The organism is Luteimonas viscosa, assembly GCF_008244685.1.
GTDB classification, from domain to species: domain Bacteria; phylum Pseudomonadota; class Gammaproteobacteria; order Xanthomonadales; family Xanthomonadaceae; genus Luteimonas; species Luteimonas viscosa.
Map to the genome: position 1 here is coordinate 1,238,461 of NZ_VTFT01000001.1, position 21,833 is coordinate 1,260,293.

18 protein-coding genes and 1 pseudogene are annotated in these 21,833 nt (G+C 71.0%); 9 read left to right on the forward strand and 10 right to left on the reverse strand.

Annotation, left to right across the window (positions count from 1 at the left end; genetic code table 11):
* Positions 1–40 precede the first annotated feature (40 nt).
* A complete protein-coding gene (gene gap, locus FZO89_RS05635; protein ID WP_149102324.1) occupies positions 41–1,042 on the reverse strand; it encodes a type I glyceraldehyde-3-phosphate dehydrogenase in 1,002 nt (333 codons plus the stop codon).
* A gap of 174 nt (positions 1,043–1,216) precedes the next feature.
* Here gap and FZO89_RS05640 point away from each other — a divergent pair, with 174 nt between their 5' ends.
* Both FZO89_RS05640 and FZO89_RS05645 read left to right on the forward strand, forming a co-directional pair.
* Positions 1,217–1,855 (forward strand): OmpW/AlkL family protein, encoded by a 639-nt coding sequence (locus tag FZO89_RS05640; RefSeq protein ID WP_149102325.1) that lies wholly within the window; start codon positions 1,217–1,219, stop codon positions 1,853–1,855.
* A 456-nt stretch (positions 1,856–2,311) separates the two neighbouring features.
* Positions 2,312–3,115 (forward strand): S1/P1 nuclease, encoded by an 804-nt coding sequence (locus FZO89_RS05645; protein WP_149102326.1) that lies wholly within the window; start codon positions 2,312–2,314, stop codon positions 3,113–3,115.
* Between the two features lie 82 nt (positions 3,116–3,197).
* On the opposite strand, the gene FZO89_RS05650 is transcribed toward FZO89_RS05645, so the two are convergent.
* Complete coding sequence (locus FZO89_RS05650; RefSeq protein WP_187471051.1) at positions 3,198–3,959, reverse strand: type IV secretion system protein; 762 nt, start codon at positions 3,957–3,959, stop codon at positions 3,198–3,200.
* A 22-nt stretch (positions 3,960–3,981) separates the two neighbouring features.
* Between FZO89_RS05650 and FZO89_RS05655 the strand changes: the two are divergent.
* Positions 3,982–4,416: pseudogene (locus FZO89_RS05655) on the forward strand (type IV secretory system conjugative DNA transfer family protein); the annotation flags it as partial.
* A gap of 91 nt (positions 4,417–4,507) precedes the next feature.
* Here FZO89_RS05655 and FZO89_RS05660 read toward each other — a convergent pair.
* Complete coding sequence (locus FZO89_RS05660; protein WP_149102329.1) at positions 4,508–5,080, reverse strand: protein tyrosine phosphatase family protein; 573 nt, start codon at positions 5,078–5,080, stop codon at positions 4,508–4,510.
* Between the two features lie 96 nt (positions 5,081–5,176).
* Between FZO89_RS05660 and FZO89_RS05665 the strand changes: the two genes are divergently transcribed.
* From FZO89_RS05665 to FZO89_RS05685, 5 genes are all read left to right on the forward strand, one after another.
* Positions 5,177–6,040 carry an MBL fold metallo-hydrolase gene (locus FZO89_RS05665; protein WP_149102330.1) on the forward strand — a complete coding sequence of 288 codons (864 nt, stop codon included), beginning with the start codon at positions 5,177–5,179 and terminating at the stop codon, positions 6,038–6,040.
* 127 nt (positions 6,041–6,167) lie between these two features.
* Positions 6,168–6,725: a flavin reductase family protein gene (locus FZO89_RS05670; protein WP_149102331.1), complete on the forward strand. Its 558-nt coding sequence runs from the start codon at positions 6,168–6,170 to the stop codon at positions 6,723–6,725.
* Between the two features lie 13 nt (positions 6,726–6,738).
* Positions 6,739–8,697, forward strand: a complete 1,959-nt coding sequence (locus FZO89_RS05675; protein WP_149102332.1) for an acetyl-CoA hydrolase/transferase C-terminal domain-containing protein — start codon at positions 6,739–6,741, stop codon at positions 8,695–8,697.
* A 73-nt stretch (positions 8,698–8,770) separates the two neighbouring features.
* Positions 8,771–9,088, forward strand: a complete 318-nt coding sequence (locus FZO89_RS05680; protein ID WP_149102333.1) for a BolA family protein — start codon at positions 8,771–8,773, stop codon at positions 9,086–9,088.
* 10 nt (positions 9,089–9,098) lie between these two features.
* Positions 9,099–9,581 (forward strand): NUDIX domain-containing protein, encoded by a 483-nt coding sequence (locus FZO89_RS05685; protein WP_149102334.1) that lies wholly within the window; start codon positions 9,099–9,101, stop codon positions 9,579–9,581.
* A gap of 455 nt (positions 9,582–10,036) precedes the next feature.
* Here the strand turns inward: FZO89_RS05685 and tkt are convergent, their stop codons facing one another.
* Together tkt and FZO89_RS05695 are read right to left on the reverse strand one after the other, a co-directional pair.
* Positions 10,037–12,025 (reverse strand): transketolase, encoded by a 1,989-nt coding sequence (tkt, locus tag FZO89_RS05690; protein WP_149102335.1) that lies wholly within the window; start codon positions 12,023–12,025, stop codon positions 10,037–10,039.
* Between the two features lie 181 nt (positions 12,026–12,206).
* Positions 12,207–13,565 (reverse strand): dicarboxylate/amino acid:cation symporter, encoded by a 1,359-nt coding sequence (locus FZO89_RS05695; protein WP_149102336.1) that lies wholly within the window; start codon positions 13,563–13,565, stop codon positions 12,207–12,209.
* A gap of 357 nt (positions 13,566–13,922) precedes the next feature.
* Here FZO89_RS05695 and FZO89_RS05700 point away from each other — a divergent pair, with 357 nt between their 5' ends.
* A complete protein-coding gene (locus tag FZO89_RS05700) occupies positions 13,923–15,776 on the forward strand; it encodes a hypothetical protein (RefSeq protein ID WP_149102337.1) in 1,854 nt (617 codons plus the stop codon).
* Positions 15,777–15,886: 110 nt separating this feature from the next.
* Here the strand turns inward: FZO89_RS05700 and FZO89_RS05705 are convergent, their stop codons facing one another.
* Genes FZO89_RS05705 through FZO89_RS05725 form a run of 5 tightly spaced genes read right to left on the reverse strand, consistent with a single transcriptional unit; the run spans position 15,887 to position 21,798 of the window.
* Positions 15,887–17,566 carry a BatD family protein gene (locus FZO89_RS05705; protein ID WP_262378542.1) on the reverse strand — a complete coding sequence of 560 codons (1,680 nt, stop codon included), beginning with the start codon at positions 17,564–17,566 and terminating at the stop codon, positions 15,887–15,889.
* A complete protein-coding gene (locus FZO89_RS05710) occupies positions 17,563–19,353 on the reverse strand; it encodes a VWA domain-containing protein (RefSeq protein WP_149102338.1) in 1,791 nt (596 codons plus the stop codon). The genes FZO89_RS05705 and FZO89_RS05710 overlap by 4 nt, the downstream gene beginning before the upstream one ends.
* Positions 19,350–20,411 (reverse strand): vWA domain-containing protein, encoded by a 1,062-nt coding sequence (locus tag FZO89_RS05715; protein ID WP_149102339.1) that lies wholly within the window; start codon positions 20,409–20,411, stop codon positions 19,350–19,352. Before FZO89_RS05715 ends, FZO89_RS05710 begins: the two co-directional genes overlap by 4 nt.
* The gene (locus FZO89_RS05720) at positions 20,408–20,890 is read right to left on the reverse strand and encodes a DUF4381 family protein (protein ID WP_425480423.1); all 483 of its coding nucleotides are present in this window, start codon (positions 20,888–20,890) and stop codon (positions 20,408–20,410) included. Before FZO89_RS05720 ends, FZO89_RS05715 begins: the two co-directional genes overlap by 4 nt.
* Positions 20,863–21,798: a DUF58 domain-containing protein gene (locus FZO89_RS05725; protein ID WP_149102340.1), complete on the reverse strand. Its 936-nt coding sequence runs from the start codon at positions 21,796–21,798 to the stop codon at positions 20,863–20,865. The genes FZO89_RS05720 and FZO89_RS05725 overlap by 28 nt, the downstream gene beginning before the upstream one ends.
* Between the last annotated feature and the right edge of the window lie 35 nt (positions 21,799–21,833).

The following is a 21,833-nucleotide window of genomic DNA, read 5'->3' on the forward strand; positions in this document are numbered from 1 at the left end:
ACGGGCGGGGCTTCGGGTATCGCGGATGGCTACCGCCGGCTTACTTGCCGGCGACGACGCGGACCATTTCCAGGCACTTGTTGGAGTAGCCCCATTCGTTGTCGTACCAGGCCACCAGCTTGACGAAGGTGGGGTCGAGCGCGATGCCGGCGTCGGCGTCGAACACCGAGGTGCAGGTTTCGCCGACGAAGTCGGTGGCCACCACCTTGTCCTCGGTGTAGCCGAGGATGCCCTTGAGCGCGCCTTCGCTCTGCGCCTTCATCTCGGCCTTGATCTCGTCGTAGCTGGCGGGCTTCTCGAGCTCGGCGGTCAGGTCGACCACCGACACGTCCGAGGTCGGCACGCGGAAGCTCATGCCGGTGAGCTTCTTGTTGAGCTCGGGGATCACCACGCCCACGGCCTTGGCCGCGCCGGTGCTGGACGGGATGATGTTCTCGAGGATGCCGCGGCCGCCGCGCCAGTCCTTGTTGCTCGGGCCGTCGACCGTCTTCTGGGTGGCGGTGGCGGCGTGCACGGTGGTCATCAGGCCGCGCTTGATGCCCCACTTGTCGTTGAGCACCTTGGCCAGCGGCGCCAGGCAGTTGGTGGTGCACGAGGCGTTGGAGATGATCGCCTCGCCCTTGTAGGTCTTGTCGTTCACGCCGAAGACGAACATCGGCGTGTCGTCCTTCGACGGCGCCGACTGGATCACCTTCTTCGCACCGGCGTCGATGTGCTTCTGGCAGGTGTCCTTGGTCAGGAACAGGCCGGTGGATTCGATCACCACCTCGGCGCCCACCTCGTCCCACTTGAGGTTGGCCGGGTCGCGTTCCTGGGTGAGGCGGATGCGGTTGCCGTTGACCACAAGGATATTGCCGTCGACCGAGACCTCGCCCTTGAAGCGGCCGTGCACCGAGTCGTAGCGCAGCATGTAGGCCAGGTAATCGGGTTCGAGCAGGTCGTTGATGCCGACGATCTGGATGTCGTCGAAGTTCTGGACCGCCGAACGCAGCACGTTGCGGCCGATGCGGCCGAACCCGTTGATGCCTACCTTGATCGCCATGGTGCGCGGACTCCCGGACAGGGTTGGAAAGAACGCCGATTCTAGCAGCACCCGCATGACCGACCCGTGCCACCGCTGGCACGCGGCGGTGGTTGCGATTGCAATGATCCGGATCAAGGAGGCGCCGGCGCGCCGGTTCCAGACTGCGCGCAGACCCCACACGGAACCCGTGCCATGACCCGCACCCCTGCACTCCTGCTCGCGGCCCTTGCCGCCGCCCTCGCCCTGCCCGCCGCCGCCCAGTCCCGGGGCGACTGGACCCTGGGCCTCGGCGCCCACAACGTCGACCCGAAGTCCGACAACGGCAGCCTCGACGCCACCGCCCTGGGCCTGGGCCCGCTGCCGCCGACCGAAGTGGGCAGCAGCGTGCGCCCGACCATCACCGCCGAGTACTTCATCCGCGACAACCTCGGCATCGAAGTGCTGGCCGCGCTGCCCTTCCAGCACGACATCGAGATCCGCGGCGTCGGCAAGGTCGGCAGCACCAAGCACCTGCCGCCCACGTTCTCGCTGCAGTACCACTTCGCCAACGCCAGCAAGGCCACCCCGTTCGTCGGCGTGGGCCTGAACTACACCACCTTCTTCAGCGAGGAGACCACCGGCGCGCTCGCCGGTACCGAACTCTCGCTCGACGACTCCTGGGGCCTGGCCGCGCACGCCGGCATCGACTTCGCCGTCGGCGAACGCAGCGCGATCCGCATCGACGCACGCTGGGCCGACATCGATGCCGACGTGAAGGTGAACGGCGTCGAGGTCGGCACGGCCAACATCGACCCGCTCGTCTACGGCGCCGCGTGGGTGTTGAAGTTCTGATCCATCGCACGCCCGATCAGGCGCCCTTCGGCCGTCTGCGGCGCATTGCGCCCTTCACGGGTGGAGGGTGCCGAAGGCGGATGGGGGCGCGCCAGACAACCGAGGGCGGTGGATCGCCCACGCGACAGACCTCGCCACGCCGGAGCGCCACCGTCCAAACGCACACCGCCCTTCCCCCGCCCGTGGCGGGGAAGGGGCCGAAGGCGGATAGGGCGCGCCGGACAACCCTGGCCGATGCATCGCTACGCGACAGACGTCGATACGCCTGAGCGCAGCCATCCAAAAACACGTCCACCCCCTTCCCCCGCCCGCGGCGGGGGAAGGTGCCGAAGGCGGATGGGGGCGCGCCGCAGGCGCGTGTTGCGACGCCACGAATCGTTCCACTTGCCCGTGGCCAGCCGCGCGCACCACACGCGTCGCACCGTCCACGCGCCAGGCTTCGGTTAAAGTTCCAGCATGCATCGCCTGATCGCCATCCTCCTCATCGCCTGCGCCTTGGTCGGGGCGCCCGCCGCGCACGCCTGGGGCCCGCTCGGCCACCGCCTGGTGGCGCGCCTGGCCGAACCGCTGCTCACCCCGCCCGCGCACGCGGAAGTGCAGCGCCTGCTGGCCACGGAAGGACTGGATTCGCTGGCCGACGTCGCCAACTGGGCCGACGACGTGCGCGCCAACGACCCCGTTCTCGGCAAGCAATCGGCCAAGTGGCACTACATCAACATCGGCGAATACGCCTGCACCTACGACGCCGCCCGCGCCTGCCCGGGCGGCGACTGCGTGGTCGAGGCGATCCGCGCCCAGGTCGCGATCCTCGGCGACCGCAGCCGCAGCGATGCCGAGCGCCTGCAGGCGCTGAAGTTCCTCGTCCACTTCGTCGGCGACGTGCACCAGCCGATGCACGCCGGTTACGCCCGCGACCGCGGCGGCAACACCGTGCAGCTGCAACTGGGCGGCAAGGGCACCAACCTGCACGCGGTGTGGGACAGCCGCCTGCTGGCGTCGGCGCGCCTGGACGAGGACGCCTACGTCGACACGCTGCGCCTCGAAGGGGAACGCCTGCCGGCCGACACCGGCCCCTACGTGCCGGCCGCGCCGGCGGTGTGGGCAGAACAGTCGTGCCGGATCGCCATGGCGCCGGGGGTGTATCCGCAGGGGGCGAAGATCGACGACGCCTACCTGCAGCAGTACCGGCCGACCGCGGAGGCGCAGGTGCAGGCGGGAGGCGCCAGGCTGGCGCGCCTGCTGGACGACGCGCTGCGCTGATCCATCGCGTGAAATCCGCGCCTGCAACACAGGCTGCGTTACAGGGGCCGCCGGGCGGCCGTCGCCATCGGCCGGCCCACGGCTAGCCGCGGTTGCCTCCGTGCATCGGGGCGCCGGTCCCCGGGTGTCCGGGCTGTCCCGGCGCGCCCGGCTGGGTGGGGCCGAACGCGCTGTAGCCGGTGAACTGCCCGAGCGTGCCCTGGAACAGCATCGCCGCCATCGGTGGCGCGGCCACGATCAGTGCGGTGAGGATCATGCCGAGGCCCCCCTGCTGCATCGCCATGCCGGTGACACTCTCGTTCGAGCCGATGAAGGTGCTGCTCACCCAGAACGCCATGCCCACTGCGATCACCATGTCCAGCGCCAGCGTCACCATCACGCTCAGCAGGGCCATGGAGAACAGCGTGCCGATGCCGTAAAACAGCCAGCGCTGGAACAGGGATTTCGTCTGCTCGAACAGCAGGCAGAGAATGAACACCGGGCCTAGCCCGAGGATCAGGCCGATGGCGATCTTGTTCAGCAGCAACGCAGTGGCGGCCATGATCGCGGGCCCACCCAGTCCCACGCCGGTGAACCACATGGCCCGTGTCTTCTGCTCCTGGCTGACCACGTCGTCGCGAACGTCCACGGCATCGATCGCCGTCAGCGCGACCTGCATGATCGCCAGCGTCCGGTCGATGTCGTCGTATGAACCCTCGGCGGCTTCGTCACCGGTCATAGTCTCGTTGATCGTCCGAACCAGGCCATCGGTGAGCGTCTGGTAGACGGGTCCCCACGAAACCGCCACGCCGAGCGCGATCCCGATGATAAATGTCGCCCGCAGGGAACTCACCACGAGCGCCATCATCGATTCGCGTGACTGGCCGCTTGCCAGGGCGGTCGCCTACATGGCCGGCTACAACCTGCGGCTGCTGCCGATCATCCAGTCGATGGCGCAGCTCGATGCGGTATACGGCAAGGAGATCTCGCGCACCCTGATCACCAACCATGCGCTTCAGATCGTCTACGCGCCACGCGAACAGCAGGACGCCAACGACTACTCCGAGATGCTGGGCAGCACCACCGTGCGCCGTCGATCACGGACGCGCTCGCACGGGCGGGGGCGCGGCGTGTCCGACAACGAGGTGCTGGAGAAGCGCGCGCTGATGCTGCCACAGGAACTGAAGGCGCTGGGGCCGGAGAAGCAGATCCTGCTGTACGAGGGCCTGGCCCATCCGGTGCTGTGCCGGAAGATCCGCTATTACAAGGACGGATACTTCACCCGGCGCCTGCGGCCACGGGTGGAGATCGCGCCCTTGCGCGTCGATGTGGACTCGCGACTCTCCGGAGAGGTGACCGGCGCACCCCTGATGCCAACCGGAGCGGAACCGAAGCCGCATACTTTGCGCGACCCTAGTCGTCCGCAGGTGTCCTGGTGAGCCCCAGCCGCTCCCGCACCGCCGCCTCCAGCGCGGGATGCGTGAGCCCGGCGGATTGCCCGAACGCCAGCGCCTCGGTGGGGCTCATCGCGCCGGAGCGCGCGGCGCCGATCGCCAGCAGCGCGCCGGAGCGGTTGGCCGAGGCGCAGTGCACCAGCACCGTGCCTTCGCCGGCTTCCACCAGTTCCCACAGCTTCGCGGCGTTGGCGTCGGTGAGGTCGCCCGCGCCCGCCACGGGGAGGGCGTGGTAGGCCATGCCCGCGCCGGTCACTTCCGCGCGGGCGTCGCGGCCCTTCATTTCCGCCTCGGGCCGCAGGTTGACCACGGTGGTCACGCCGTCGTCCGCCAGCCGTTGCCAGTCGGAGGCGGCGGGCTGTCCGGCGGTGAGCAGGCCCGGGCGCGGCGCGTGCAGGGCGGGGATGGCCTGGGGCGCGGCGGCGGTGCCGGCGCCGGCCACCGGCGCGGGCGAGGTGGCGCAGCCGGCGGCAAGCGCGGCGGCGGCGAAACACGCGGCCAGGGCGGTGGTGCGCGGGATGGGCAGGGGCATGGCGGTGCTCCGCGGCGGGCGAGCCTCCACTTTACGCTTCCCGAATGCGGGGCGTGACAGCATCGCTGCACCCATGCCGCCACGCCCGCCGCCCCCGTGACGCCCGTCGTCGCCCCGTTCTTCCACGAGCCCAGCAGCACCTGGAGCTACGTGGTGTCCGATCCGGGCACGCGCCAGGCGGCGATCGTCGATCCGGTGCTGGATTTCGACGCGGCCTCGGGCCACACCGGTACCGCGTCGGCCCAGGGCCTGCTCGACCACGTGCACGGCAAGGGCCTGGACGTGCGCTGGCTGCTCGAAACGCACGCCCACGCCGACCACCTGTCCGCGGGCCATTGGCTCAAGGGGCGCCTGCCGGCGGCCACGCTGGCGATCGGCGAAGGCATCCGCACGGTGCAGGCGCGTTTCGCGCGGATGTTCAACCTGGGCGGCGATTTCCCGGTGGACGGCTCGCAGTTCGACCACCTGTTCGCCGACGGCGAGGGGTTCACGGTGGGCGGCATCGACGCGAGGGTGATCGCGGTGCCCGGGCACACCAGCGACAGCTGCGCATACCTGGTGGGCAATGCGCTGTTCACCGGCGATTCGCTGTTCATGCCCGACGGTGGCACCGCGCGCTGCGATTTTCCCGGGGGCAGCGCCGCGCAGCTGTTCCGCTCGATCCAGCGGCTCTACGCCCTGCCCGAGCCCACCCGCGTGTTCGTCTGCCACGACTACGGACCGGACGGCCGCGACGTGGCCTGTGAGACCAGCATCGGCGCGCAGAAGCGCGGCAACATCCACGTGCGCGCCGACACGACGGAAGGCGAGTTCGTCGCCGTGCGCGAGGCGCGCGACCGCACGCTGGACATGCCGGCGCTGATCCTGCCCGCGGTGCAGGTCAACATCCGCGCCGGCGCCCTGCCCGAGCCCGACGACAACGGCGTGCGCTACCTGCGGATTCCGATCGATACGTTGTGAGCGGCGGTGGTATCGCGGAGCTCCCGAGCCGCGGGAAATATCCGCGCGCGCGCCGCCGCAAGCCGCACGACCACGCCACGTTCGCGCAGCGCACGGCATGCTGCGCACCTGCCACACGGAGATCGCGATGAAGCCCGTCCGCAAGCGCGCCTTCCCGGTCGAACGCATCCGCCGGTTCCTCGAGCCGGGCCCGGTCCTGCTGCTGTGCACGCAATGGCGGGACGAGCGCGCGGTGATGACGCTGGGCTGGCACATGATGCTGGGCTACGACCTGGTGGGCACGTACATCTGGGACGCCAACCGCAGCCACGCGCTGGCGCGGCGCAGCCGCGAGTGCACGATCAACCTGCCCACCGCCGACCTGCTGGACGTGGTGGTGGGTATCGGCAACTGCTCGAGCCGCGAGGTCGACAAGTTCGAACGCTTCGGCCTGGACGCAGCGCCGTCGCGCCAGGTGGCCGCACCGGGGATCGCGCAATGCCACGCCACGCTCGAATGCACACTGCACGAAACACGGATCACCCGGGACTATCCGCTGTTCGTCTGGCGCGTGGTGGCGGCGCGCGCGGCCACGTCGCCGAAGCTGCCGCGCACCGTGCACTATCGCGGCGAGGGCCGGTTCATGCTGTCGGGCGACGAGGTGTCGCGCCGGCGCCTGTTCCGCCCCGACATGCTCGAACAGTGACGACGGAGCCACGATGACCCAGATGCTCACCGACCTCGACGATGCCGTCGGCTGGATGCTCGAACACCTGCCGCGCGAGTTGCAGGTAGGCGCGCCGCTCGGGCTGGGCAAGCCGCATCGCCTGCTCAACGCGCTGTACACGCGCGTGGCCGCCGATCCGGCGCGGCCGATGACGCTGTACACGGCGCTGTCGCTGGATCCGCCGCGCGCGGCGCCTGGGCTGGAGCGACGCTTCCTCGAGCCGTTCGCGCAGCGCCATTTCGGCGCGGATTTCCCGCGACTGGCCTACGTCGATGCGCAGCGGCGCGATGCCCTGCCCCCGCACGTGTCGGTGGAGGAGTTCTACCTGCAGTCGGGCGCGCTGCTGGGCTCGTCACAGGCGCAGCGGCGCTATGCCAGCCTCAACTACACCCACGTGGCGCGCGCGCTCGCCGACCGCGGCGTGAACTGCATCGTGCAGAAGGTGGCCGCGAACGAAGACGGCACGCAGCTCTCGCTGTCTTCCAACACCGACCTGACCTTCGATGCGGTGGACGCGATCGTGGCCGCCGGGCTGCCGCGGCCGATGCTGGTGGCCGAGATCGATCCGCAGCTGCCCTGGCTGGACGGCACCGCCGCGGTCGACGCCGAGTGGTTCGACCTGGTGGTGGCGCCGCCCGCGCCCTACCCGCGGCTGTTCGCGCTGCCGCGCCAGCCGGTGGGCGTGGCCGAGCATGCGATCGGGCTGTATGCCAGCACCCTGGTGCGCGACGGCGGCACGCTGCAGATCGGTATCGGTGCGCTGTCGGACGCGCTGTGCCATGCGCTGGCGCTGCGCCACGAGGACAACGCCGCCTACCGTCGCGTGCTGCATGCGCTGGATCCTTCCATCGAGCGGCATCCGGCGGTGCGGGCCAGCGGCGGGCTCGACCCCTTCGCGCAGGGACTGTACGGCTGCAGCGAGATGATCAACGAAGGCTTCCGCCGGCTGGTGGACGCGGGCGTGATCCGGCGCAAGGTGGTCGACAAGGCCTCGCTGATGCAGCGCGTGAACGAAGGCGGCGCCAGCGCGCTCGACCTGGAGCTGGTGGAGCGCGACGGTCAGTTCCTGCACGGCGCGTTCTACCTCGGCTCGCAGGACTTCTACGACTGGCTGCACGGGCTGGACGATGCCACCCGCAGCGGCATCGGCATGAAGCGCGTGAGCGAGGTCAACGAACTGTACGGGCTCGACGAAGGGCTCGAGCGCCTGCAGCGCCGCGACGGCCGCTTCTTCAACACCTGCATGATGGCGACCGCGCTGGGCGCGGCGGTGTCGGACGGGCTCGACGACGGCCGCGTGGTCTCGGGCGTGGGCGGGCAGTACAACTTCGTGGCGATGGCGCACGCACTGCCGGGCGGCCGCTCGGCGCTGCTGCTGCGGTCCACGCGCGAAGCCGGTGGCGAGGCCGAATCCAATATCCGCTGGAACTACGGCCACACCACCATCCCGCGCCACCTGCGCGATCTGTACATCACCGAGTACGGCATCGCCGACCTGCGCGGCCAGCCGGACGAGGACTGCATCGTGGCGATGGCGGGCGTGAGCGACGCGCGCTTCGCCGACGGGCTGCTGGCCACCGCGAAACGCCATCGCAAGCTGCGCGGCGACTTCGCCATGCCGGCAGCGTGGTCGGACCACAACGCCGACGCGCTGGCCGCGACGCTGGCGCCGTTCCGTCGCGACGGCACCCTGCCCGATTATCCGCTCGGCAGCGATTTCACCCCGGTGGAGCAGCGGCTGGTGCGGGCGCTGGGCTGGCTGAAGTCGCACACCGGGTCGCGTCGCGACAAGCTGGCGACGGTGGCGGCTGCGCTCGCGGGGCCGGGCGATGCGACCGATGCCGAGGCGATGGAACGCATGGACCTGTCGCAGCCGCGCTCGGCCGGCGACTGGCTGCAAGCGCGGTTGCTGCGCCTGGCGTTGCACCGCACGCAGGCAGCGGCGGCATGAACGCAACACTGCGATGCGGCCCCGGCGGCGCGCGATCACGACCCCAACCAGCGGCGGCGCGTATCATCGCGCCATGAGCACGAAAGCCGATTTGCTGCGCAGGGCCCTGCAGGCGCTGTCGCCCACGTACCTCGAGGTGGCGGACGAAAGCCACATGCACAGCCGTGGACTGGAGACGCATTACAAGGCGGTGATCGCCAGCGAAGCCTTCGCCGGCACGCGCGCGGTGCAGCGCCACCAGTTGGTCTACCGCACGCTCGGCCCGCTGATGCAACAGGTGCACGCACTTGCGCTGCATACCTACACGCCGGAAGAGTGGGCCCTGCAGGACGCGGCGCCCGACTCGCCGTCCTGCCGCGGCGGCAGCAAGCACGATCGCCCCGCGGGCTGAACTTCCGCGCATGGCGAAGCCCACGGTCGCCGGTCCGCCTGTCGTCAACGAACGCGGCGAGCGGCTGCTGGCGTTCCATGCCGCGCACGCGTCTCCTCCGCCCCGGCCCGCCGACTTCGCGCTGGTGCTGGCGTCGCGTGGCTCGCAGGTCCTGCTGGTCCGCAATGCACGCCGCGGCCTCTGGGAGCTGCCGGGCGGCTGGATCGAACCGGGCGAAGCGGCGGAGCATTGCGCGCTGCGCGAACTGCATGAGGAGTCCGGCTACCGCGCCACCGCCCTGCGTGCGCTGGGATGGATCGGGATCGCAGGGACGGCGACCGGGAATGGCGCGCCCTCGACCGGCGCGATCTTCGCTGCACGGATCGATGGCGAACACGCGTTCCTCGCAGGCGACGAGATCTCGGATGCGGCGCTGTGGCTACCAGCCGCGCTCCCGCCCGACACGTCCGCCATCGACGCCTGGCTGGTCGCGCGACTCGCGATGCCGGAATGAGCATGGGCGCTCGCCCCTGGCGCAGGATCACGATGTGGCAGGCGCCGAAAGTGTCGATACCGGTCACGGCACCATCGACAATCACGTGATCGCTACGTGTGCTTGGCGATCGATGCTCCGGGCAGGAAACCCGTCGACATATCGGGACGTTGGACGCTTCGTCAGGACGCCACCGAAAAATGACTTCCCCGCACGCGCGCGACCGCAAGCCAGCCCCGCCGTGGCCGCCGGCTTTGCGGCGAAATCAAGGGGGAGGCATCCGCCTGCAGGCGGATGCCGGAGGACATTCGCCGCAAAGGACCGGGGGTCGCGGCGGGGCCCGTCAGGTCGCGACGCGAGGGTGCGCAGATGCGGGATCGGCAGGTCGGCTATTCGTTGCCGACCTGTCGGAGGCGGGAACCAGCACGAGGACGGAGCACTCGCGTCCGCAAAGATGGGCCGACTTGCGCCGCGCGCTAGAGGGCCCTGGCCGCCTCGACCACCGCATCGACCGTGATGCCGAAGTGCTTGTACAGCTCGCCCGCCGGCGCGCTGGCACCGAAGGTGTCGATGCCGATCACGGCGCCATCGAGGCCCACGTACTGGCGCCAGAAACCGGTGACGCCCGCTTCCACGGCGATGCGCTTGCGCACGGCGTTCGGCAGCACGGATTCGCGGTAGGCCGCATCCTGGCGATCGAACACGGTGGTCGAAGGCATCGAAACCACGCGCACCTTATCGCCGAGTTGTTCGGCGGCCTTGGTCGCCAGTTCCACTTCCGAACCGGTGGCGATCAGGACCAGCTCGGGCGCGCCGACTGAATCCTTCAGCACATAACCACCGCGCGCGATGTCGCGCACCTGCTGCTCGTCACGCGGCTGGTGCTGCAGGTTCTGGCGCGAGAACACCAGGCAGGCAGGCCCATCCATGCGCTCGATCGCCGACTTCCATGCCACCGCCGACTCCACCGCGTCGCAGGGACGCCACACGTCGTTGTTGGGGATGTAGCGCAGCGAGGCCAGGTGCTCGACCGGCTGGTGGGTCGGGCCGTCCTCGCCCAGGCCGATCGAATCGTGGGTGTAGACGTGGATCGCGTGCGAGCGCATCAGCGCGCTCATGCGCACCGCGTTGCGCGCGTAGTCGCTGAAGACCAGGAAGGTCGCGTCGTAGGGGATGAAGCCGCAATGCATCGACAGCGCGTTGGCGATCGCGGTCATGGCGAACTCGCGCACGCCGTAGTTGATGTAGTTGGCCTCGGCCGACCCGCCGGTGACCGGCTGGCTGCCCTTCCACAGGGTGAGGTTGGAATGAGCGAGGTCGGCCGAGCCGCCGATCAGTTCCGGCAGCAGCGGCGCGAACGCCTCGATCGCCATCTGCGAAGCCTTGCGCGACGCGACCACCGGACCTTCGGTCTGGAGCTTCGCGATGTAGGCATCGGCCTGGCTGGAGAAGTCGGCCGGCAGCTCGCCGCGCAGGCGACGCCGCAGTTCGGTCGCCAGCTCCGGATGCGCCGCCGCATACGCCTCGAACAGCGCGTTCCATTCCGCTTCGCGCGTGGCGCCGGCGTCGTTGGCGCGCCAGGCATCGGCGATCGCCGGCGGCACTTCGAACGGTCCGTGCGGCCAGTCCAGCGCCTTGCGCGTGGCCTCGACCTCGTCCTTGCCCAGCGGCGCGCCGTGCGAGGACTCCTTGCCCGCCTTGGCCGGCGAACCGAAGCCGATCGTGGTGCGGCAGCACACCAGGGTGGGCTTGTCGTCGTGCTTGAGCGCGGTCTCGATCGCGATCCGGATCTCGTGCGGGTCGTGGCCGTCGACGTTGCGGATCACGCGCCAGCCGTAGGCCTCGAAGCGCGCCGGGGTGTCGTCGGTGAACCAGCCTTCGACCTCTCCGTCGATCGAGATGCCGTTGTCGTCCCAGAACGCCACCAGCTTGCCCAACCCCCAGGTGCCCGCCAGCGACGCGGCTTCGTGCGAGATGCCTTCCATCATGCAGCCGTCGCCCATGAACACCCAGGTGCGATGGTCGACCACGTCGAAGCCGGGGCGGTTGTAGCGCTGCGCCAGCAGCTTCTCGGCAAGCGCGAAGCCGACCGAGTTGGCGAAGCCCTGGCCGAGCGGACCCGTGGTCGTCTCGACGCCCGGCGTCATGAAATTCTCGGGATGCCCCGGTGTCTTCGACTCGAGCTGGCGGAAGCGCTTGATCTCATCGATCGACAGGTCGTAGCCGGACAGGTGCAGCAGCGCGTAGTGCAGCATCGAGCCGTGGCCGTTGGACAGCATGAAGCGGTCGCGGTCGGGCCAGCGCGGGTTGCCGGGGTTGTGCCGGAGGTAGTCGTTCCACAACACCTCGGCGATGTCGGCCATGCCCATGGGCATGCCGGGATGGCCGGACTTGGCCGCCTCGACACCGTCGATGGCGAGGAAACGGATGGCGTTGGCAAGCTCTCTGCGGCTGGGCGTCGTCATGTTCGGGCGTGTGCGGAAGGGGGTGGCCCCGGAACCGGGGCGCGCCATTGTCCCATGTCCCATGGGACATGTGGCGGACATCGCGACGATCGCGTGCGCTTTCGCCGGCAACCAATTGCGCCCGGGCATGCGCCGCGCGCGTTGGCGACAACGGATGCGGCGGTTCGTGCCGCCCGGGCGATCAGGCCCGCGGCACGGGTTCGGGTTCGGGCTCGGGTTCGCGCGCGCGCGCGAGCACCGAATCCGGATCGGTATCGGCCTCGCCCTTCGACACCAGCGCGGCGATGCCCAGGTCGCCGGTGACGTTGACCGTGGTCCGGCACATGTCGAGGAAATGATTGACGCCGAGCACCAGACCGATGCCCTCGGGCGGCACGCCGACCATCGCGCAGATCAGCGCGACCACCGGCAGCGAGCCCGACGGCACGCCGGCCGTGCCGATGCCACCGAGGATGCACACCAGCATCACCAGGAACTGCTGGCCGAAGGTCAGGTCCACGCCGAAGAACTGGGCGAGGAAGATCACGGTCACGCCCTCGAACAGCGCGGTGCCGTTCTGGTTGGCGGTCGCGCCGATGGTCAGCACGAAGCGCGAGACCTTCTTCGGCAGTTTCAGGTTCTCGTCCGCCACCTTCAGCGCGGTCGGCAGGGTGGCGTTGCTCGAGGCGGTCGAGAACGCCATCAGCATCGCTTCCTGCACGCCCTTGAAGAACGCCAGCGGCGACCAGCCGCCGATCAGGCGCAGCGCCAGCGAATACACCACCAGCATGTGGATCGCCAGCGCGCCGACCACCACCAGCACGAACGCGCCGAGCCGGATCAGCAGGTCCCAGCCGAACAGCACCGCGAGGTTGAACATGAAGCAGAACACCGCGTACGGCGCCAGCCGGATCACCAGCCCGATCAGGGTCATCGAGATCTGGAACAGCCCCTCGATGCCGCGCTTGAGCACCGCGGTCTGCGGCGTCTGCGTCAGCACCAGGCCGACGCCGAACATCAGCGCGAAGAACATCAGGGCGATGATGTTGGCATTGTTCGACGCCGCGCCGATCACGTTCTGCGGCACGATCGACAGCACCATCTCCATGCCGGTGGGCTGGGTGGCGCTGTCGCGGACGATCGACTGCGCGCGCTCCGCGCCCTCGGCCAGCAGTTGCTGCGCCAGCACCGGATCGACGCCGGCGCCGGGCTTGAAGATGTTGACCATGACCAGGCCCAGCACGACCGCGATGCCGGAAAGCAGGATGGTGTAGGCCAGCGTGCGCCAGCCGATGCGCCCGAGCGAGCCGATGTCGCCCATCTCCGACACGCCGACCACCAGCGCCGAGAACAGCAGCGGCACGATCAGCATGAAGATCAGGCTCAGGAACAGCTGCGAGAACGGCGTGGTGACGTAGCGCGTGAGCGCCTGCACCCAAGCGGCTTCGGCGCCGATGCCGTAGTGGACGAACAGGCCGAGCACCAGGCCGACGGCGAAGCCGATCGCGATCTTCCAGTGGAGTGGCATCGGCGTCTTCGCGCCCGGCGTCGTTCCACTCATCAGGTTCTGTCTCCGTTGCACCAGGCTCGGGAGCTTAGCAAACCGCCGCGCCGTCCCCGGCGGCGCGCCAGCGCCGCGGCACCAGTACCGAACGCACCCCGGAGCTCGACGGTCCTGCCCGCGCGTCCGGCCCGGGCCGCTCGCGGACCGGCCACCGGCACGGCCGGGATGCGCGAGGTCCGGCAGCATCCTGGCGGGACCGTGGCCGTCGGACCCGTATCCGCCGCAAGCTTGTCCGACCGCGTCGCCAGGCGCAGTATGCCCGCTCCCATCCGCGCCGGCCCCCGCCTGGCGCCGCTGGCACTTTCGGCAGATCCGACCCCCCGGCTGTACGGGTGATTGACCCGGGAATACCCCATGAGAATCGTTCGATCGCTGTTCCTGCTGGCTGCGTTGGCCCTGCCCTGGGGCACCGTCGCCGCGCAATCCCCGCCGACGACCATCACGCTGACGCGCAATGGCGATGTCGGCAACGCCGAACTGGTCAACCTCGGCATTCCGTTTCCGCAAGGCATGCTGACCGACGCGGCGCGGGTCCGGATCCTCGCGCCCGACGGCGCCGAAGTACCGGCCTTCGTCGCGCCGACGCTGCGCTGGCATTGGGCGGACAACAGCATCCGCGCGGTGCGCGTGCAGTTCCAGGCCGATCCGGACACGACATACCGCTTCGACATCAGCCGGCCGCGCACCCGCTCGCTCGCCGCGCAGCCCTACGACAACGGCACGCGCGCGGGCAAGATGGGGGCACCCGTGCCCCGCGTGATCGCCACGCTCGATCCGGCCTGGCTGACGCATTCCCAGATCGCGGGCCCGCAGCTCCCGTACGCCGCGGATCGGGACTACGACCGCTACGTCGACCGGCAATGGCAATGGGCCAGGGACACCTCCTACAGCGGCGTGCACGCGTTCCTGTTCGACCGCGCCTCGGTGATCGGCTACCAGTACGTGCGCAGCGGCCGGCCGGACGTGTTCCTGGAGTTCTACAACTCGGCCACGTTCTACCTGTCGAAAATCAAGCGCACCGGCGGCGGCGGCGGGTGGCCGGACTGCACCGGCGGATGGGAGTTCGACGGCGTCAGCCCCTGCGATCCCAAGTACGGCTACCTCACGCCGCACCTGCTGCTGGCCGCGCTGGCCGGCGACGACACGCGGCTGGATGCCGCGACGGTGCAGCACGTGTTCGACAACCAGGTGCGCGGGGGATGGAACGGTGCACTGGGACCGTACACCGGCGGCCATCAGGCCTGGACCGAACGGCAGGTCGGGCTGGCCCTTGCGCAGCTGGTTGCGGGCTACCAGCTCACCGGCGAGGCCTCCATGCGCCGCAGCATCGAGGACGTGCTGGGCTGGCTTTACGCGCACCAGCAGACGCCGCCGGCCAGCGATCCGTTCACGGGGGCGTGGACCCACTCCTGGCAGGCGCATGAAGGCCTCGACTACGATGCCGCGACCGATGTCCGCGGCGGCTCGCCCTGGATGAGCGCCAATATCGTCGGCGGCCTCTGGCATGCATGGCTGGTGACGGGCGACGAGCGCATCCCCACGATGCTGCGCGACTTCGGCCGCTACCTCGAGCAGCATGGTTTCGCGTCGGACGCGGAGGCCGGCGACTGGCTGTCCGGCTGCAACGCCGGCGGCACGATCGGCTGGTATTTCTCGTCGGCCGTGTCGCCGCGCTCGCGCGTGGTCGCGATCCAGGACGACCAGGGATATGGATCCGACGCGCACAACCCCGAACTGCTGATGGCGGTCGCCGCCGCGCGCCACTTCGAGGCCGATCCGGTCTGGCGCGCGCGGTTCGAACAGCGTGCGCAGCGGCTGGGCCGTTACCTCAACACCCAGTGCGCGGCCGCATCCCACACCCCGCGCGCGTTCAACTGGCAGCACCGCAATCCGGAGTTCGCATGGATGCTGGCACAGTCCGGCACCCGGTCCATCCGCCGCAACGGATCGTCGCCGCTGGCGCCACCCCGTGCCTCGGGCTCCGGCCATGCAGCAGCGCCCCCGCCTCGGGCGACGATGCCGGCAACCGCTTCGAACGCATCCGCCGCGGCGCAATCCCTGGCCGGAGCCCGTGCGGCGCCAGGGCCGCGGCGTGCGCCGCAGTCCCGGGTGAGCATCACGCCGGCGGTGGTGGTGTTCTGGCATCGCCTGCGCAATTGGATCGATGGACTGACCAGGCGGAGCGCGGCAGTCGAGGGCGACCGCTAGAGAGGTCCCGGCTCCGCCGGGTTCGCAGCTCCGCACGCGGAACCGACCGGTCCCTCGCACCGCGGGCAGGCAGAGCAGCGCCTGCAGGAGCGGCCTTCAGGTGCAGTGCTTCATCGCCCTGGCCGGCGGGGATAGAGCGGCGGCAACAGCGACGCTCGCGCCCCGGCCGTCGATGCGGGTTCGAGCCAGCGCGGGCCGCGGGCGAAGGCCTCCCGCAGGTGGGCGCGCGCGGCGGCCATGTCGCCGTCCGCCCAGCGCGCCTGCTGCAGGGAGGCGATCGCATCGCGTTGCACCGGGTCGGCGAGCCGCTCCGCCAGTGCGTCGAGGTGAGCGGCCGGCGGCGATGCGAGCGCGCACAGGGCGTGTTCGACTTCCGCCGGATCGCCCACCTGCAGCACGCGCGCCAGGTCGCGCAGCGAGGTGACGGGTGCGGTGGGCTCCGCTGCACCCGGGGCCGGCGCGGCTGGTGTCGTTCCGGTCCACCCGGCCGCCTGCCTGCGCAGCGCCCACGCCAGCGTACCCAGCCACAGCAGCGCGAATGCCAGGGCCAGCCACGGCCATGCGCCCCAGCGGCGCAAGGCGTCGTTCTCGCCGCGGGCCGCATCGAACGCCTCGTGCGCGCCGTCGTCGACCGCCGCTCCCGAGGCCGCGCCTGCCGCAACCTCCAGTTCGAGATCGGGCAGCGACGCGGTGCGCGCGATCCCCGCGCGCACATCCCACCAGGCCTGGCGCGGCCCGGCGATGCGCAGCGCGCCTTCGCGTGCCGGCACGACCGCGAACCGGCGCGTCACCTTCGTCCGCAGCCGCCCACGCTCGAAGCTCTCGTCGACCTGCGGCGGCTCGGGAAACATCTGCGCGCCGTCGCCCACCGGCAGCTGCAGTTCCGGCAGCTGGCTCGCCGCGGCACCGTCGGCGACCAGTTCGACATCGATCGTCGCCGCCTCGCCGGCGCGCAGCGATTGCGGCGTGGCGAGGTAGCGCAGCTCCATGCCGTGCAGCGGCAGCCAGGGTTGCGGCGCGGCATCCGGCACCGGGCGCACCTGCAGGATGCGCGGCGCGCCGTTCGCGCGCAGCGCGCGGCGTCCGTCGCCGAACATGTCGTCGAAGAAGCCGCCCACCCCGGTGCCTTCGAAGCGCGCGCCGGGAATGGTCAGCGTCCCGCTGCGCTCGGGCACGATCACGAACCGGCGCTCGACCACGGTGTAGCGTCGCCCGCCGAGTTCGCGGCTGTACTGCAGGTCGCTGCCGACGCGCTGCAGCGCGGCACCGTCGGGCGCGGGCTGGTCGAGCTGGCCCGACACCAGCGGCGTGGCGTAGTAGAGCCGCAGGGTATAGCCAACCGACTGCTGGACGTAGGGATCCTGGCTGTCGGCCTCGCCTTCGATGAAGACCGGCTCCCCTGCGCGCGCAGGCGCGGTGGAAGCGGGCACGACGGTGAGCGCCAGCGGCGCAGTGGTCTCGCCGCCCACGCGCAGCGCCGGCACGGTCATCAGTCCCTCGCGCCGGGGCCGGAGCGCCACCGCGAACAGCACGCGCGCGCGGCGCCGGCCGTTGTCCACCTCGATGCCGCGGCTGCTGCTGTGCCCGCTGAGCACGAAATCCGGCACGAGTTCGGCGAAATCGGGGATCTGCGCGGTCGCCTGGTCGGTCTCGATGTTGAGCGTCGCGGTCTCGCCGACCTCGATGCGGTCGCGATCCAGCCATGCACGCGTGGCCGCCTGCGCCTGCACGGTGCATGCGGCCAGCAGCAGGCATGCGCAGATCCAACGCATGGTGGCGCGTGGTGTCATGGCGTGCTCCCGGGTCCATTGCGACGCTCGTATTCGAGCCGGAAACGCGCGCGCAACAGCCCTCCCGGATCGTCGGGCACGCGCTGCAGCCAGGCTTCGCCGGCCTGGCGACGCTCGCGTTCGGCCTCGGTCTCGGCGCGATCCGGGTCGCCTTCGATGGTATCGCCGTCGTCCGCCGGCGTTCCGGCCTGTCGCAGCGCCTGCTGCATGCGCTGGCGTTGCGCCGCGTAGGCGTCTCGCTGCCCGGCATCGCCTTCGCCTTGCGACGACGGCGGAGCCTGGGTGTGTTCGCGCTCGCCCGCGCGCGAGGTATCGCCTTGCGGCGCCCGCGGCGGCGGGTCGGACCGGTCGCCGCTGCCATCGCCGGGCTGCGCGCCTTCCTGCTGCGACGCAGAGGAATCCTCGCCACCGGCTTCGCCTTCACCCGCCTTGTCCTCGTCCGCGCCGGGTTGCTGTCGCGGTTGGCCGGCGCCCGGGGGCGGCTGCCGTCGCATCGCGGCCTCGACCAGGGCCCGGTTGGCGATCGCATCCTCCATGCCCGGCTGGCGTTCGAGGGCGTCGTCGTATGCGGCGATCGCTTCCTCGTAGCGCCCGGCCTTCGCCAGCGCGTTGCCACGGTTGTAGGCCGCGTCCGCCCCGGGAAGGTCGCGCCAGGCGCGCTCTGCATCGTCGTGCCTGCCGGCGCGGTAGGCATCGAGGCCTTCGCGCATGCGCTGGTGCTCGACCTGGTCGGCACGACGCCAGGCATTGCCGGCCACGGGCGCGGCGGCGTACGCCTCGGGCAGCGGCAGCAGCAGGCAGGCGGCGAGCACGGCGAACGCGGCCCCGCGGCGGAACGCCAGCAGACCCAGCAACAGCAGCGGGAGCAGCAACCAGTAGCCCTCGTCGCGCCAGACCCGCGCATCCGCGCCGCTGCGCGAGGCCGCGCCAGTGCCCACGCCAGGCGACAGCACGTCGAGCGCAGCGAGGTCGCCATCGTCCGTCGACAGGGCGGCGTAGTGGCCACCACCCGCCACGGCGACCCGACGCAGCGATCCCGCATCCAGGCGCGATGACCGCAGGCTGCCATCTCGTGCTCGGTAGGTGGCGCCGCCGGGCCTGCCGAGGCCGAGCGCGGATACGCGCAGCCCCGCGGCACGCGCACGCGCCGCCGCCGCGACCGCAGCCTCGTCGCCCCGGTGGGCCAGCAGCAGGATGTCGCCATCGTGATAGCCGGCCTGCGCCAACAAAGTCATCGCATGGTGGATCGCGCGATCGGGGCGATGGCCGTCGACCGGCATCACGTCCGGGGCCAGCGCATCGAGGAAGATCGCCACGTTGGCGGAGTCTTCGGTGAGCGGCGCGACGGTGTAGGCATCGTCGGAAAACGCGACCAGCGCGACGTCGCCCCCGGTGCGTTCGCGCAGCAGGGTCGCCAGCTTCGCCCGCGCCTGCAGCAGGCGCGATGGCGGGAGGTCGGCGGCGAGCATCGCGTCCGACAGGTCGAGCACGACCACCAGGGCACGCCCGTGCTGCTGCAGCGGCACTTCGCCCTGGCGCCAGCTCGGGCCTGCGAGCGCCGCCACCGCCAGCGTCCACGCCAGCAGCCGTGCCAGCAACCCGCCGACGCCGCGTCGCGAGACGCCCCCTTCGACGAGGTGTGGCAACAGGTGCGGATCGACGTGCGCGCGCCAGACGCTCGCGCGGCGCCGCTGCCATTGCCACCAGGCCGCCAGCAGCGGCAGTGCGAGCAACGCCCAGAACCACTGCGGGCGCAGGAAATGCAGCTGCGACAGCAGCCCGCTCATGCGCCCGCCTCCGCGTCCACGCGACGCGCCCCGCCACCCTTGCGCCACCCGCCCGTGTCCGGCAGGCGCAGCAGCGCCAGCAGGCCTGCCAGCAGCGCGCCCGCCAGCGGCCACGGATAGCGTTCGACCCTCGGGCGCAACTGCTGGCCGGGTCGCGCAACCGGTTCCAGGCGATCGATCTCGGTATAGATGCCGGCGAGCTCATCGGCATCGCGCGCGCGGAACGCCCGGCCGCCGGTGGCTGCCGCGATGCGCTGGAGCGCCGCCTCGTCGATCTCCACCTCGTTGCCCGGCAACGGGACGCCGAACAGCGACATCGCATCACCGTCGCCGCCGAAGGCGATGGTGTGGATGCGCACGTCGTGGTCGCGCGCGAGTTCGGCGGCCTTGGCCGGATCGATCTGCCCCGCGGTGTTGACGCCATCCGTGAGCAGGACCAGGACCCGCTGCCCCCGCTCCTGCCCGCGCAGGCGTTTGACCGCGAGCGCGATCGCGTCGCCAAGCGCGGTCTCGCGTCCGGCCAGGCCGACCACGCTGTCGAGCAGCTGGTCGCGTACGCTGTCGCGGTCCAGGGTCAGCGGCGACAGCGCGTAGGCACGCTGGCCGAACACGATCAGGCCGACACGGTCGCCCGCGCGACGGTCGAGGAAGTCGGCGATCACCGCCTTGGCCGCGGTCAGGCGGTCGACCACGCGACCGCCCAGGCGCATGTCCTCCTCGCCCATGCTGCCCGACAGGTCGACCGCCAGCATCAGGTCGCGCGCGGAAGCCGGTGGCTGCACCACCTCGCCCAGTTGCTGCGGCCGCGCGGCCGCGATGCACAGCAGCGTCCATGCCAGCCACGCCAGCAGGGGCATGCGCCGCACGCCGCGCGTCGCGCCCTGGCGCACGATGCCATCCAGGCGACTGCCCCAGGGCACGCGCAACGCAGGCTGGTCCTGCCGGACCGGCGGCAGGCTCCAGCGCGCCAGCCACGGCAACGGCAACGCGAACAGCACCCACGGCCAGGCGAAGCCGGCGAACAGCGTGGCGACCCAGTCGGCGGCCGATGCGATCATCCGCGCCGCTCCATCCACTCGAGGAAGCGCGCTCGCGCGACCATGCGCAACGCTTCGACCGCCTCCGCGTCGACATCGGCACGGAAGGCACCATCGCGCAGCAGGGCGCCGGGCCCGTCGGTGAAAACGGCGTTCGGCATTCCACGATCGAGCAGTTGCAGCCAGTCGTCGCCCGCGCGCGTGGCGGCATCCGCATCGACGCGGCGCGCGGCCCGTCGAAGCAATTCCGACATCGCCGCGACCCGCGCCGGAAGCGTCGGCGCCGAGGAGACCGCCTCGTCGAACAGGCGTTCTGCCGCCCGCCGCCGGTGCCGGCGACGCAGGGACCACCAAGCCAGTGCGACGACGACCACCAGCAATCCTGCGCCCACGATCCACCAGCCCGGCGCCGGCGGCCACCACGGCGGTGCCACCGGCGCATGCACGTCGCGCAGCGGCAGTTCGACCGGCGTCACCGGCGACCAACCTGCGGCAGCCACGACTGGCTCGGCGCGTCGGCCGACAGCATTTCGACCCGGACACCCCGCGCGCGCAGCGTTTCCGCGGCCTGCAGCGCCGCGCCCGGAAAGGCCGCTTCCCAGCGCCGGCGCTGGCTGGCGGATGCCAGGTCGGGCTCGATGCGGCGGCCCGCACTGAGCAGCGGCAGTCGCTGCGCGGGCGGTGCGCGCTCGATCGGGTCGTCGATCAGCACCACCACCACCTCGTGGTGGCCGGTGAGCGAGGGCCAGGTCTCCACCGGCACCCGGGCGACGCTGCCGGCGTCTGCCAGCACCAGCAGCCTCGCGCCGGGGCGCAGCAGCCGTCGCGCCCGGTCGAGCGCGACGGACAGCCCGGCATCGTCGCCGGGTGGCCTGGCGTACCAGCGCACCAGGGCATCGAGCACGCGCAGCACGCCACGCGGCCCGCCGGCAGGAGGCACCAGCGCATCGGTACCACCACCACGCAGCGCCGCGATCCGGTCGCCATCGCGCAGCGCCGCCCACGCAGCGACCGCGCCCGCGCGCGCGGCCTGGACGGACTTGAAGCGTACCCGGGTGCCGAAGAACAGCTCCGGCGAAGTGTCCGCCACGATCAGGCTCAGCCGTTCGCGCTCGGCGTGGAACAGCTTGGTATGCATGCGTCCGCTGCGGGCGGTCAGGCGCCAGTCGATGTGGCGCGCATCGTCGCCCTGCGCGTATTCGCGCGATTCGGCATATTCCATGCCGCGACCGCGCTGCATCGACGGCGCCGGGCCGCTGATCCCGAGGCGGCCGCGCCGGGGGACGTGCCGCGCCTGCGCCACGCCACGCAGTGCGACGAGTTCGGACAGGGTCGGCACGATGCCGTCCGTGCCGGGAGGCACGACTGCGGCCTGTCGCGCGCGGTTTCCGGATGCGGGAAAGGCCATGGATCGCCTCGACCGCGCCTCAGGCGCGCGTTTCC

What these genes read in the sequence shown, in the direction of transcription:
- gap (WP_149102324.1), bottom strand. Translation starts at nt 1,042, where the DNA reads ATGGCGATCAAGGTAGGCATCAACGGGTTCGGCCGCATCGGCCGCAAC.
- FZO89_RS05695 (WP_149102336.1), bottom strand. Translation starts at nt 13,565, where the DNA reads ATGAGTGGAACGACGCCGGGCGCGAAGACGCCGATGCCACTCCACTGG.
- FZO89_RS05660 (WP_149102329.1), bottom strand. Translation starts at nt 5,080, where the DNA reads ATGCCCCTGCCCATCCCGCGCACCACCGCCCTGGCCGCGTGTTTCGCC.
- FZO89_RS05725 (WP_149102340.1), bottom strand. Translation starts at nt 21,798, where the DNA reads ATGGCCTTTCCCGCATCCGGAAACCGCGCGCGACAGGCCGCAGTCGTG.
- FZO89_RS05705 (WP_262378542.1), bottom strand. Translation starts at nt 17,566, where the DNA reads ATGACACCACGCGCCACCATGCGTTGGATCTGCGCATGCCTGCTGCTG.
- FZO89_RS05675 (WP_149102332.1), top strand. Translation starts at nt 6,739, where the DNA reads ATGACCCAGATGCTCACCGACCTCGACGATGCCGTCGGCTGGATGCTC.
- FZO89_RS05700 (WP_149102337.1), top strand. Translation starts at nt 13,923, where the DNA reads ATGAGAATCGTTCGATCGCTGTTCCTGCTGGCTGCGTTGGCCCTGCCC.
- FZO89_RS05640 (WP_149102325.1), top strand. Translation starts at nt 1,217, where the DNA reads ATGACCCGCACCCCTGCACTCCTGCTCGCGGCCCTTGCCGCCGCCCTC.
- FZO89_RS05670 (WP_149102331.1), top strand. Translation starts at nt 6,168, where the DNA reads ATGAAGCCCGTCCGCAAGCGCGCCTTCCCGGTCGAACGCATCCGCCGG.
- FZO89_RS05710 (WP_149102338.1), bottom strand. Translation starts at nt 19,353, where the DNA reads ATGAGCGGGCTGCTGTCGCAGCTGCATTTCCTGCGCCCGCAGTGGTTC.
- FZO89_RS05680 (WP_149102333.1), top strand. Translation starts at nt 8,771, where the DNA reads ATGAGCACGAAAGCCGATTTGCTGCGCAGGGCCCTGCAGGCGCTGTCG.
- FZO89_RS05685 (WP_149102334.1), top strand. Translation starts at nt 9,099, where the DNA reads ATGGCGAAGCCCACGGTCGCCGGTCCGCCTGTCGTCAACGAACGCGGC.
- FZO89_RS05715 (WP_149102339.1), bottom strand. Translation starts at nt 20,411, where the DNA reads ATGATCGCATCGGCCGCCGACTGGGTCGCCACGCTGTTCGCCGGCTTC.
- FZO89_RS05650 (WP_187471051.1), bottom strand. Translation starts at nt 3,959, where the DNA reads ATGGCGCTCGTGGTGAGTTCCCTGCGGGCGACATTTATCATCGGGATC.
- tkt (WP_149102335.1), bottom strand. Translation starts at nt 12,025, where the DNA reads ATGACGACGCCCAGCCGCAGAGAGCTTGCCAACGCCATCCGTTTCCTC.
- FZO89_RS05645 (WP_149102326.1), top strand. Translation starts at nt 2,312, where the DNA reads ATGCATCGCCTGATCGCCATCCTCCTCATCGCCTGCGCCTTGGTCGGG.